A 12,476-nucleotide genomic window follows, 5' to 3' on the forward strand; every position below is an offset into this window, starting at 1 on the left:
TCAGTCTTCCTTTTCTAGCTGTCGCGGAATGCCTTCACCGTCGAGGGCGTCATGTACATTCTTTCCAGCATTATTGAATCCCTGCTCGGCCGCCGTGACGGCGGCCGAGATAATCAACGGAGAGGGATTACCGGCGTTTTCTCCCGCTTTTTTGGCGGCGGTCTCCATGAGGGTATAAGTGGAATCTTTGGTGCCTTCCAGATCCTGTCCATTGCGGTAGATGACCTCGCCAGAACTGTCCTTCATGGCGCCTTCGGTAATCGCTCCGATGATCTCGTCCGCCGCAGTGCCGGCCACTCCGCCGACAACTACACCTCCTGGCCCGACGAGTGGAGCCGTACCGAGGCCGACACCGATTCCGACAGCGGTGCCTCCCCAGGTTCCGACCTTCTCGATGACGGCGTTGTAGTCGGCGTCCTTCTTGCCGCCCTCAATCTCGCCCTCGTAGGCTCGTCCAGCACCGATGGTGCCCTCGATCTCGCCGCCCACACGGGCGACGTCCTCAATGGTCTTCTTCAGGTTTTCGTCCTGTGAGAAGTTCGGATCGTTCAGGTACATCTCGGGATGCTGGAAGTGGTACTGCATCAGGCTTGTCGTATAGCTGTGCTGGCCAAGGTTGACCGCCGTATAACCCTCAGGATTGCGGCCCACAGAATACAGAAATCGGGTGGTGTCGGTCTCGCTGAGCTGTGCTGCCGAACCTGCGACAGGGAATAGTTTGTCCTCATCCTGAGTGCCGGGGTGCAAAGCGCGATGAATGTCCGGCATGTATTCGGCTGCAATCTGACCCATACTGTCGGACATGTAACTGTTCTTCGTAAGTCGGGAGGGGTCGTCAGCGATGGAAGAGACGGCACTCTGCATAAGCTTGGCCTGGCCATCGTTGTGTGCCGGCGTATCTGCCGTCGGCAGCTCGCCTGCCGGATGGCCTGTGGTCGCCGCCTCCAGCGCCAGTGCCAGATTGTTCTGTCCGGTATGCAGGTCGTCGCCCTTGAGGTTCGACTCCTGCGGCCAGTCCCGTTCTTCGAACAGATACTGGAAGTTGGACAAGGAGACCTTGCCCTTCTTTCCGTCGTCGTCGGTGTCGCGCTCGAAGGGGTTGTCCGGGTCGTCCTTGGACACGTACTGCTGGTTGAAGAAGTCCGTTGCCGCGGCAGGGCTGTTGGACAGTCCCTTCAGGTAACCGGTCAGCGGGTCGGTACCACTGTCCTCCCCGATCCGGTTGAGCCACGAACTGGCGCCACTTACACCCCACATGGGGTTTCGGTGCTCCCCATTCCCCGTGAGCTTCCGCTCGGTCTCCATGAGCTTGGTCCCGTAATCCCTCAGGAACCCGTCGTCGTAGTCGCCGGTCCGCATCAGGTTGCTCATGACCTGGAAGCCCATCGGGCCACCACCACGCTCGCCGTACAGCGGCTTGTCACCGATGTCGATCATCGTGTGCTTCCAGGTGCCCATCGCCGTCGAATCGCTCTGCGTCGCGGTGGCCAGCGTCATGCCAAGACTTCGCTGCAAGTCGTCGAACTTCTCGAGGCGCTCACGCCCCAAGTCCCAGTTCCCCCGCTGCGGATCGCTGATCCCGGTCCAGAACTCCAGGGTCCCCTTGGGGCCGAGCGCGGTGGCGAATCGTTCGGCGAACAGGTCGTCGCCGGCATACTTCTTGAGCCCCGCGTTGAGCTTGTCGAAGTCCTTGACGCTCAGGTCGTCAGGGTTCTTCTTCGCCAGCGCCGCCAGTTCTTCGGCCTTCTTGACGGCCTCGGCGGCGGAGTCCCGGTCGGTGTAGTTGGCGTCGGAGAAGCCCAGCGAACTCTGGTCGGCGATGGCCTGGAGGACGGTCTTGGCCGATTCGTCGCTCTCGGTGGCCTTGTTGAGGATGCCCTGGATCCGGTCCCGCAGCGCAGTGATGTCGGCCTTGTTGTCCTGGTCCATCTTGCTGCGCGCCTCGGGCGGTGCGTTCGTGGTGACAGTGAAACCACCCTCGAAGCCGATGACCGTGAGGTTCTTCTTGCGACCTCCCTCAAGGGCATCGAGAAGCTGCTGATGATAGTCCTTCAGCTCGCCCACGGTGTCATTGAGGATCTTGTAGATGGTCTTCGCCTGGGTATGGGCGTCGGCGAACTCGCCCGCCGTCTTCCCGATGAACTCCTTGGACACCTTGGCATTCACGCCGGCCCAATCGGCCTTGTTGGCGCCCTGATGCAGGTTGTCCTCTGCATCCTTCTTCATCTCGGCGAGACTGCCCACCAGGGTCGACCAGTCCGTGAGGGCATCGTCGACCAGCTTGAAGTTGGCATCGCGCAGCGCTTCGAGTTCCATGGAGCTATTCGTTCCTCGTGAGTCGGGGGAAGGGAGAGAGCCGGGATCGCCCGCCCATCAGCGGGGCGCGGGCGCGTCAGTCCTTCTCCTTCTCCTTCTCCTTGCTCTGCTCGCCGTAGATGTCGTTGTGCTTTCCAGGCGGCCCGACCCGTTCGTCGAAACCTGCGTCCAGCGTCGCGATGCTGCTCATCTGACGCAGGATGTACCCCTCGTCACCGTCATGGGTCTTCTTGGAGACCTGCATGTGGTTGGAGATCTGGGCGCAGGCGTCCATCAAGGACTTCAGCTGCTCGTCCCAACGGGTCGACACATGCTTGAGCCCGGCGCCCAGTGCGAAGCCCTGCTTCGACAGATCGCCTGCGGCGCTGTCGCTGCTGACGACGTGGACACGGGCCTTGTCCCACAGCTGGTTGTACAGAGTGTGGGCGTCCTTGCCGACCTTGGTGAGGGCGTCGTTCTTGACCTTCAGGTCCCCGTACCGGCTCGGCGGTTTGATGGGGCCGCCTCCGTCCAGCTGATTCAACTGCATGTGCGCGGAGCCGCCCTGCTGCCGCTCCAACGCGTCGGCCTTGAGCTGCTCCCACTCGTCCCATGCCATGGACGGCTACCTTCCCCGTGTGCAGGACCGCCGACGCCATCGCGGACCGGAGGGCGCCGTACGATGACCGGACTCTGCCATAACCTAGCAACGGCTGGACTGGGTGACGTAGGTCCTCGGCCAGCCACAGACGTACGCGTCTTCGCAGGCGGAAGGGTGAGAGTCTCCGGCCCACGCCGTCTGCGACGGTGACGCTCGGAGGGGGAAGGTCTTGGCGGTGGGTCAACACGGTGCACGGCAACCACGTCGGACAAGGGCGGGACGGAGATGTCAGAACTGACAGGGCTGACGATCTTCCTGTTCGTGCTCGCTGCCGTGCTGGTTCTCATGGCATGCATCAAGGCCGACCGTGTTCGCTCGTGGCGGGAGTCGCTGAATCCCTCCGCTCCGGACCTCCCGGACGGGGCCTTCGTGGCTGGCCGCATCATCCTGGTCGTCATGGCCGTCACCTGTGTCGTCGTCGGCTTCCAGGGGCTGGCCGTGCAGGACAATGGGGAGTGGAGCGACGACGAACTGACGAGTGCGGTCAAGGGCGCGACGCGAGCCCTTGACGGCAGCTTCAATTACGGCGACCCGCTGGAGGAAGACGCCCCGACCGACTTCGACGGTGAATACGCCAGGAAGGTCGAGCAGGAGGTCGTTGAGCACGGTGGCGGGGACGCCCCCCAACTGGGGGTGGACGCCACGTCGGTCGGCCCGGCGGTCTCCGACCAGGCCCAGTACCGCATCACAGCGAACGGGGCGGACACGGCCTTCTGCATGGACGTCAAGCGTTCCCACGACGGATATATCGAGACGGTGGCGCCCGGGCTCTCCGGCGACGCGGCGGCGGTGAAGCTGCCGAAGTACACATTCACCGTGTCGAGCCGGTCAGGCGACTGTTGAGACGTCCCAGCCCTCTAGGCAGCCCTCTAGATAAGTCAGTTGCTTACATGGCGCATTGTGGCTGACACGACTGGCGCCAGAAGAGCGTGAGGTGCGGATTCGGCCGTAGGAGTGGTGTCGGGCTAGGCCGCAGAGTCGGCGTTGGCTGTGGATGAAGAGTCCAGGGAAGGTAGGGCCGGCGTCGCGGTCGGCCAGCGTGTGCCAGCAAGGAGGCTGGCGCAAATGGCGGTTGGGCATGAGCTACCCGATGACTACAGTGACGATCTCTTGCGGCTACGATCAGTTGCGCGTGCGAGCGGTCCAGACTGGCTCGAGCGATGGATGTACGGGGAAGCGGGGGAGGTAGCAGCATGCTTCCAGCCGAAATGGTGGGAGGGGCGTCCGCCGCCAGGGCGGCCAATCTGGAGGTCACGGGCGAGGCGCTGTCGACGTTCGTGAAGCGGGTGGACAGCGCGCTTCGCAATCTCGAGGGCTCAGCGGGCGATCCGACGCACATCGGCGCACAAAGGATCAAGCCCTCTTCGCTCAACAGCGGCAGCACGAGCGCCTTCCCGGAGGCCCACGCGTTGTACCTGCAGTACAACCGGGTCCACGAAGAGCTCACCAGCCTCTCGAAGACGTTGCACCTTCAAATCGAGGCGATTGGCATCGCGGTCAGGGGTGCGCACGTGGGCTTCGACAACCTTGAGGAGGAGCAGCGCCGCCGCTTCGCGCAGATCCAGACGCAGATCAAGCAGATTGAGGATGACAGCGGCGGCGGTAAGCAACGCACCGAATCGACAGTCAGCGGGGGCTTGTAGACATGTCCGAAAAGCACCACGGGGCGGACTACGACCGAGTCTCTCGGCAGAACACCGCTGCGGACCTGACGCGGAGCCTGGAGGAACGGCCTTCGTTCGGGCTCTTCGGTGGGCTGCTGAAGTCGACAGTCGAATCGACGCCGCTGGGTTCGGCTATGCGAGGCCGGACAAACTTCGAGAACCACGACCTCAACGAGATGGTCGACCTCGTCGAACAGACGAAACCGGAAGACCTGGAGAGCTCCGGTAAGGCGCTGTGGGATGCGCGGGACGCCATCAAGGAGGCCGCCAAGGAGCTGGACGGTCACATCGGCAATGTTCGCTGGGTGGGCGAGGCGGGCGAAGCCTTTCGCAAGTGGGGGCGTTCTCTCGTCACCAGTACGCACGGTCTGAGTGCTTTTGCGGGCGGGGCGGGAGACCAGATCACCGCTGCCGCTGTGGGTTTGGCGAATGTGCGCACGGCCATGCCGGAACGTGACTCGCGGCCGACGAGCAAGGCGCTGCGGCCCGAGCAGCTCCCGACGCCTATGCAGGTCGAGGGCAACAGCGAGTACGTGGAAGCGGTTCGCGTCGAGAAGAATCGCCAAGAGGCGATCAACCAGATGAACCGACTGTCGTCCTATTACGCAGTGTCGGAGGAGTTCCTGGCGGGACTGAAGCCGCCAACGTTCACGAGTATGCCGGACGTCGGGGTTCCGAAGCCCAGTACGAGCCCTGTCGACAGCGGGAATGGAACTCTGCCGACTGTTGGTGTTGAGGGGAGCCGGACTGGAATTCCCTCGGGTGACCGCTCAAGCGCAAGTGTGGAAGGGCCGTCCCAGCCGCAGGACACGGGCGACGGGGTTGTTTCGCCATACGGCAGAACACGACAATTCGTTGACATTGATGTCCCTGTTTCGACGACCATTGACAGTGTTGGCCCGCCCACACTCCCCACAGCTCCCGTTTCCGGTCCCACGTTGTCGACCACGCTGCCCCCAGGCGACGGTGGAGGACCGACTGGCCCGTTCGGTCCGAGTTTCGGCCCTCCGATGCCCCCTGGTCGCCCTGACCGGGTTGATGGTGGACCCGGTCGCACCAGGGCACCGTTCCCGGCCCAGGGACGTGTGACTCCTCCCGGTCAGGGTGGGGGCCCGGGGCCCGGGCGTCCAGGCAACCAGGGGCCCTTCAATCAGGTGGGACGTCCGACTCCTGCCGGGCAGCAGCCCGTGGCGAAGGGGCTCACGTCAGGAGCTAAGCCGTCCCTCATGGGGCCCGGGGTGAGCGGTGGTACACCGCGTCCCAACCCCACGATGGCGCCGAGACCGGCAGGCCCGGTCACCGGAGCCGGCCGGACCGGTGGTGTTGTCGGCGGTCGGCCGACGAGCACCACAGGTGCAACGGGACGGAGTGGACCGAAGCTCCCCCGTGGCACGGTCGTCGGGGCCGACGCCGGGACTCAGTCGGGCAAGGGCCGCTCCACGGCGAAGCCCGGTATCACCGGTGTGCCCACGGGGTCGAGGTCTGCCACGCGTGCCGAACGGAACGGTATGACCCGCGGTGGTGCAGGGCTCGTACGCGGTCCCGGAGGACGTGGGCGCCGTCGCGACGAGCGCAGGGAGGAAGGCGCCGAGCGACCCGACTACCTGGTTGAGGACGAAGAGACACACCTGCCTACGAATCCGCGGCGAGATGTGCCGCCGGTTGTCAACTGAGCGCGAGCGAGGACTCACCCCATCATGAAGTCAGCAACACGTCGTCGGCTGCGAGTACGCGTGGGGGGCGCTGTCGCGAGTGCCCTGGTTGTCGGCGGCGTGAGCTTTGCTCAGGGTGCCACTGCGGCCGATGTGCAGTCGGAGCAGTGGTATCTGGGGCCCATGCAGGCCGAGAAGATGTGGAAGGCCAGCACGGGGGAGGGCATCAAGGTCGCTGTTATCGACACAGGAGTAAACCCTGACACGCCGTCACTCAGAGGTCAGGTCCTGGCTGACGAAGTTCCGAAACAAGTCGCGTACGGTGCCACTGAGGATTACGACGGGCACGGGACGACGATGGCGGAGCTGATCGCCGGCACCGGGGATAACGGGGGCATCCAGGGGCTGGCGCCTGATGCGGAGATCGTGCCGTATCGCATCGTGACGGGGAGCTCGCTCGACGCCGAGGGAGAAAAGCGTGCTCCTACCCCCATGGAAGCGGTGAGGGCCGCAGCGGACAGCGATGCGCGCATCATCAGCATGTCCTTTACCTCTCCCGCCTATGAGCCGGACTTCGAAAAAGCGGTGGAGTACGCAGCGTCCAAGGGGAAGCTGCTGGTCTCGGGTGTGGGGAATGAGGGACGGGACAGCGGGTATATCGGCTACCCCGCTGCCTATCCGTACGTCATCGGTGTGTCGTCCATCGACAAGAAGAGTCACGTTTCGGACTTCGCTCAGTCGGGCAACTACGTTGACTTGGTGGCACCGGGCGAGAACATGCCTGGCTACTGTAGGCCGACCTTCGACCAGTACTGCCACGACATGACCGGCACCAGCTCCGCCACCGCCATCACCTCCGCCGCAGCCGCCCTCATCTGGTCCGCGCACCCGGACTGGACGGCGAACCAGGTCACCCGGGCGCTGATCGACACGGCCGGTCGCAAGTGGCCCAAGGACGAGCCGACCTCGACCGCCGGTTACGGGACCATCCGCCCCCGGTCGGTGCTGGCGGACCCGAACTACGACGCCGGTGAGCCGTACGCCGACCCGCTGCGGAAGGAGAACACGCAGGAGGGGGAGAAGCTGGTCACGGAGATTCCGCCGGCATCCGCCTCAGCGAAGCCTTCCTCGGGCGCAACAGCCCCGTCACAGGGTGCCGCGGGATCTTCCAAGGACAAGCAGGCGGCCGCAGGATCGGACGATGCGAAGACCGCTGCGGCCGACGCGTCGAGCGACAGCGGCAGCACGCTGTGGATCGCACTCGGCGCCGCCGCAGCCGTGGTCGTGATCGGTGGGGGCGTCTTCGCCGTACTGCGGGCCCGGCGCGCGAACTGACACCGGCGTCGTCGGTGTCGTATGGAGAGAAGCAACAGGGAGGGCAGGGGCGGATCATGGCCGTCGACCAGAAGCTCGAAGACGCAGCGGTGGTCAAGCTGCAGAAGGACATGTACGAGAAGTTCGAGAGCATCCGCAAGCGGGTCCACAACCTGCAGGGTGTGATCGACGGTCTCGAGGGTCAGTGGCAGGGCATCGGCCGTGCCGCGTTCGACAAGAAGCAGTACGAGATCAACACGTCGCTGCAGAACATGGGCCGCATCCTCGCGGACGTCGTGGACGCGATGACCGCGACGCGCAACATCAAGGACAGCAAGGAAGACGAAGTCCTCGCTGCCGTGAACAAGATCAACGTCAACGACGGTGCTCCCACGGTGCAGTCGTCGCCCCTCAGCTCCTTCTGAGGCGAGCGGCAGACGTCAGCCACAGCCGCAGCACACTCCGAACGAGATGAGGTAAGCAGAGATGAGCCGTAACGCCGACGGTCTGCAGGTGACATACGACGGGCTCGACTTCGCGGCGACGAACCTCGCCAATGAGGCGAAGCTGCTCGACGAGGACATTCAGCAGCTCACCAAGATGGTGGAAAGCAGCAAGCAGTACTGGGCGGGCAAGGCTCAGGAGGCCTACGCGCTGAAGCTGGAACTCTGGCGCAAGGAAACCACCGACATCCACCAGGCCCTCATGGGCATCGGCCATGTCGTGGGGTCGTCCGGCGGTACGTACATGGAGGGTGACCTGGCGGCGTCCAGGTACCTGCAGTAGACGCGGCGGCAGGATCGCGGCAGTGACGAGGGTGGGCGTGCGCGGGAGACGCCCACCCTCTTGTGTGTCCGGGGAGTCATCCGATGGCGGTCGTCCGGTCCGGGCCGGACCTCGTCACCACCCGCCCCCGTCCTCCACCAACCCCACCTGAACCAGCGGCTTCCCTCGCCGCCGCGACACGAACACGCCCCGGCCCGGCGGCATCGGGCGGGGGCGGACCCCGCCCAGCAGGTCGCCCTCGGCCGGGTCGCCGCTGAGGACGACACCCTGGGCGCCGAGTTCCTTGAGGCGCTGCATGAAGGCCTCGTAGCCGGCCCGGCCCGCGCCCGCGGTCGAGCGGGCGATGATGAAGCGCACGCCGACGTCCCGGGCGAAGGGCAGGAGTTCGGTCAGGCCGGCCAGCGGGTTGCCGCTCGACGTCGCGACGAGATCGAAGTCGTCGATGATGATGTACACCGTCGGCCCCTGCCACCAACTGCGGTCACGCAATTGCTCCGGCGTGACGTCGGCGGTCGGCGTCCGGCGCTGCATCAGCTCGGCCAGCGCGTCCATGTGGTGCTGCATCTGGTTCGACATGGGAACGTACTCGGCCAGGTGCGACGGCGGGGTGACCCCCAGCAGGGAGCGGCGGTTGTCGATGACGAACAGCTTGCAGGAGTCGCCGTCGTAGCGGTCGGACAGACGCCGGATGAGGAGCTTCAGCAGGTTCGACTTGCCGGACTCGCTCTCGCCGAAGACGAGGAAGAACGGGTCCTGCTCGAAGTCCACGAACACCGGTTCCAGGTTGTCCTCGTCGAGTGCGAAAGACACCCCCCGCCGGGGGAACCGGTCGCCCGGGGGAAGCTGGTGCGCCGGGAACTCGCGCGGCAGCAACCGCACCGCGGGCGCCCCCGGCTGCTGCCAGTGCCGGGCGACCTCGGCCCCGAGTGCCTGTGTGGCCTCGGCGAGGTCGGTGTCCGAGGACAGCCCGTCGATGCGCGGGACCGCCGCCATGAAGTGCTGCTTCTGCGGCGTCTGGCCGCGCCCGGGCACACCCGTCGGTACGTTCGCCGCGACCTTGCGGTCGAACTCCGAGTCCATGGTGTCCCCGAGCCGCAACTCGAGGCGGTTCATCAGGTGGTCCTTGAGGTTGCTGCGGACCTCCATGGAGCGGGACGCGGTGAGGATCACGTGGATGCCGTAGCCGAGGCCGCGTGCCGCGATGTCCAGCACGACCGACTCCAGCGCCTCGTAGTCCGCGCGGAAGTTCCCCCACCCGTCGATGACCAGGAAGACGTCGCCCCACGGCTGGTCGGCCACCGTGATGTCACCCCGCGCGCGGCGTGCGCGGAACTCCGCGATCGAGGAGATGCCGGCGGTGCGGAAGTACTCCTCGCGGCGGGTCAGCACGCCGTAGACCTCGGCCGCCGTACGCCGCACCTTCTCGGGGTCGAGGCGCGACGACACGCCGCCGACATGAGGCAGCCCGGCCACTGCCGACAGACCGCCACCACCGAAGTCCAGCGCGTAGAACTGCACTTCGTGCGGAGTGTGGGTGAGCGCGAACGACGCGATGACCGAGCGAAGGAGCGTCGACTTGCCGGACTGCGGTCCGCCCAGGATCTGCATGTGGCCGGCGGCGCCGCCGAAGTTCACCCAGAGCGGGTCCCGCCGCTGCTCGTACGGCTTGTCGACGATGCCGACGGGCACGACGAGCCGACCCGCGCCCTCGTAGCCGGGCTGGGTCAGGCCGCGCCCCGCCACCTGGGCCAGGCCGGGCAGCAGTGTGTCGAGCGACGGCGGGCTGTCCAGCGGCGGCAGCCACACCTGGTGGGCTGCCGGGCCCTGTGCCTCCAGGCGTCGGACGACGACATCGAGCACGGTGTCGGCGAGCGCGTCGTCGCCCGTCCCGTCCGGGGCCTCCTCGCGCTGCGGCGGGACCGGCAGGTACCGGACCGGGACCTCGGCGGCGGTGAACAGCACGGGCCGCCGGTCGACCGGGCGAGGGCCGCCGCGGACCGCCGCCTGCTGCGCACCCGTGCGGTACACGCCCGAGACGTACGCGGCCTTGAAGCGCACCATCTCGTCCGTACCGAACTTCAGGAAACCGGAGCCGGGGACGTTCGGCAGTTCGTACGCGTCCGGCACACCCAGCGCGGACCGGGATTCGGCCGCGGAGAAGGTGCGCAGGCCGATCCGGTACGACAGGTAGGTCTCCAGGCCGCGCAGGCGGCCCTCCTCCAACCGCTGCGAGGCGAGCAGCAGGTGGACGCCCAGCGACCGGCCGATACGGCCGATCTGCACGAACATCTCGATGAAGTCCGGCTTCGCGGTGAGCAGTTCGCTGAACTCGTCGATCACCAGGACGAGTGAGGGGATCGGCTGCAGCGCGGCGCCGGCCGCGCGGGCCTTCTCGTAGTCGTGGATGTTGGCGTAGTTGCCCGCGTCCCGGAGCATCTCCTGACGGCGGTTGAGTTCACCGCGGATCGAGTCGCCCATCCGGTCGACGAGGGTCAGGTCGTCGGCGAGGTTGGTGATCACGGCCGCCACGTGCGGCAGTTGCGCCATACCGGCGAACGTCGCGCCGCCCTTGAAGTCGGCGAGCACGAAGTTGAGCGTCTCGGACGAGTGGGTCACCGCGAGGCCCAGGACCAGGGTGCGCAGCAGTTCCGACTTGCCGGAACCGGTCGCGCCCACGCACAGGCCGTGGGGCCCCATGCCCTCCTGCGCCGCCTCCTTGAGGTCGAGCATCACGGGCCGGCCGTCCTCGCCGACGCCGATCGGCACCCTGAGCCGTTCGGACTGGGAGCGGGGCCGCCAGGTCCGGCGGGTATCGACGGAAGCGGCGTCACCGAGGTTGAGGAGATCCGTGAACTCCAGATTGGCCAGCAGCGGCTCGTCGTCGTCCCCGCCCGTTCCCACACGCAATGGGGCCAGCTGCCTCGCCAGCGCTTCCGCGCTTTCCTGGGAGAGGACGTCGGGAGTGCCCTCGTAGACCGCACCGTGCGCCGCCTCCAGGCGCAACTCCTTCGGCTGCACGACGAGCGAGAGGTCCCCACGTCCGGTGGAGAGGGTGCCGGGGACCACCTCGATGACGGTCACCCCCTGCAGGCCCTCCGGACTCGCCAGCAGTGACGTCGGCGGCAGGGAGACTCCGTCGAGCACGATGACCAGGTGCGGTTGGTCGGGCACCGGCCGGCCGGCCGGATGAAACCTCGGGCGGCCCTCGAGACGGGTGCCGAGCAGTTCTTCGAGGGCCGTCGGGTCGGCCGTCACCAGCCGTCGGGAACCCGCGCCGTCCGCGGCATCGCCCGCCTGCGCGTGCGGGAGCCACTTCGTCCACTCCCATGCGGCCGCCGACTCCCGCCCGGTGGCGACGGCGATCACCAGGTCCTCGGGGGAGTGCAGTGCGGCGAGCGAGGCGGTGACGGCCCGTGCGGTCCCGCGCACGGTGGTCGGTTCGCCGCTGACCGTCACGTGGTAGAACGCCCGCAGGGAGACCGCCATCGGCAGCTCCTCAAGGGTGCTGTGCGTGGCGAGGAAGCGGTGCATGGCGCCCGCGGTCAGCGGCTCCAACTCGTCCACCGGAGCGGTCTGGGGCGGCACCAGGGGAGTGGCCAGGGCCTGCGGGCCGAGACCCACGCGAACCTGGGCGAAGTCCTCGTCGCCCGTACGCCGTTCCCACAGCCGGCTGCCCTCGGCGACCAGCGCCCACAGCTGTTCCGGCGAAGGATGCAGGTAGTACTGCGCGTCACGCTGGGCCTTCGCCGTCTCGTGAGCGGTGCGTCTGGTCTGCGACAGATAGCGGAGGTAGTCCCTGCGGGTGTCGGCCATCTGCCCCTGGTTGCCACGGCGGTAGCGCACCAGCATCGCGATCCCCATGGCGATCGTGGAGGCGATCATCACCATGCCCATGATCTTCATGATGGGCTGGGCCGAGGGATTGAAGAAGAACACCACGGACCCGCCCATGCCGAGCATGGGCAGGAGCTGCATCAGGGCGCCCTCCTGCTGCCCGCGCGGGAGTTCCGGAGGTGATTGCAGGTGGACTTCCTCCGTGGGCACGTTCTTCGGCAGCGCCCGAGGTGGGCGCTTGACGATGATGTGGCTCACTTCGCACCAATT

8 protein-coding genes are annotated in these 12,476 nt (G+C 66.4%); 5 read left to right on the top strand and 3 right to left on the bottom strand.

The features are described 5' to 3' along the window. On the bottom strand, positions 1 to 2,316 hold the full coding sequence (locus tag C4J65_RS25530) for a hypothetical protein (protein ID WP_115744490.1): 2,316 nt from the start codon (positions 2,314 to 2,316) through the stop codon (positions 1 to 3). A gap of 76 nt (positions 2,317 to 2,392) precedes the next feature. Further along, the gene (locus C4J65_RS25535) at positions 2,393 to 2,914 is read right to left on the bottom strand and encodes a hypothetical protein (protein WP_115744491.1); all 522 of its coding nucleotides are present in this window, start codon (positions 2,912 to 2,914) and stop codon (positions 2,393 to 2,395) included. Between the two features lie 267 nt (positions 2,915 to 3,181). Between C4J65_RS25535 and C4J65_RS25540 the strand changes: the two genes are divergently transcribed. The 5 genes from C4J65_RS25540 to C4J65_RS25565 all read left to right on the top strand — a co-directional run bounded on the left by C4J65_RS25540 (position 3,182) and on the right by C4J65_RS25565 (position 8,372). Further along, positions 3,182 to 3,799, top strand: a complete 618-nt coding sequence (locus C4J65_RS25540; protein WP_115744492.1) for a hypothetical protein — start codon at positions 3,182 to 3,184, stop codon at positions 3,797 to 3,799. A 350-nt stretch (positions 3,800 to 4,149) separates the two neighbouring features. Continuing rightward, on the top strand, positions 4,150 to 4,599 hold the full coding sequence (locus C4J65_RS25545) for a hypothetical protein (protein WP_115744493.1): 450 nt from the start codon (positions 4,150 to 4,152) through the stop codon (positions 4,597 to 4,599). Between the two features lie 1,718 nt (positions 4,600 to 6,317). Further along, complete coding sequence (locus C4J65_RS25555) at positions 6,318 to 7,607, top strand: S8 family serine peptidase (protein WP_115744495.1); 1,290 nt, start codon at positions 6,318 to 6,320, stop codon at positions 7,605 to 7,607. A gap of 56 nt (positions 7,608 to 7,663) precedes the next feature. Next, a complete protein-coding gene (locus C4J65_RS25560) occupies positions 7,664 to 8,011 on the top strand; it encodes a WXG100 family type VII secretion target (protein WP_003973296.1) in 348 nt (115 codons plus the stop codon). Positions 8,012 to 8,072: 61 nt separating this feature from the next. Continuing rightward, complete coding sequence (locus C4J65_RS25565; protein ID WP_076976591.1) at positions 8,073 to 8,372, top strand: WXG100 family type VII secretion target; 300 nt, start codon at positions 8,073 to 8,075, stop codon at positions 8,370 to 8,372. A gap of 114 nt (positions 8,373 to 8,486) precedes the next feature. Here C4J65_RS25565 and eccCa read toward each other — a convergent pair whose 3' ends face one another. Next, positions 8,487 to 12,464 carry a type VII secretion protein EccCa gene (gene eccCa / locus C4J65_RS25570; RefSeq protein WP_115744496.1) on the bottom strand — a complete coding sequence of 1,326 codons (3,978 nt, stop codon included), beginning with the start codon at positions 12,462 to 12,464 and terminating at the stop codon, positions 8,487 to 8,489. Positions 12,465 to 12,476: the final 12 nt, after the last annotated feature.

Origin of the sequence: Streptomyces sp. CB09001 (genome assembly GCF_003369795.1) — a bacterium.
In the GTDB taxonomy this organism is placed as follows: Bacteria; Actinomycetota; Actinomycetes; order Streptomycetales; family Streptomycetaceae; genus Streptomyces.

Excerpts from the sequence above, each read along its gene's own strand:
- C4J65_RS25565 (WP_076976591.1), top strand. The coding sequence starts at position 8,073 with ATGAGCCGTAACGCCGACGGTCTGCAGGTGACATACGACGGGCTCGAC.
- C4J65_RS25540 (WP_115744492.1), top strand. The coding sequence starts at position 3,182 with ATGTCAGAACTGACAGGGCTGACGATCTTCCTGTTCGTGCTCGCTGCC.
- C4J65_RS25535 (WP_115744491.1), bottom strand. The coding sequence starts at position 2,914 with ATGGCATGGGACGAGTGGGAGCAGCTCAAGGCCGACGCGTTGGAGCGG.
- C4J65_RS25555 (WP_115744495.1), top strand. The coding sequence starts at position 6,318 with ATGAAGTCAGCAACACGTCGTCGGCTGCGAGTACGCGTGGGGGGCGCT.
- C4J65_RS25530 (WP_115744490.1), bottom strand. The coding sequence starts at position 2,316 with ATGGAACTCGAAGCGCTGCGCGATGCCAACTTCAAGCTGGTCGACGAT.
- C4J65_RS25560 (WP_003973296.1), top strand. The coding sequence starts at position 7,664 with ATGGCCGTCGACCAGAAGCTCGAAGACGCAGCGGTGGTCAAGCTGCAG.
- C4J65_RS25545 (WP_115744493.1), top strand. The coding sequence starts at position 4,150 with ATGCTTCCAGCCGAAATGGTGGGAGGGGCGTCCGCCGCCAGGGCGGCC.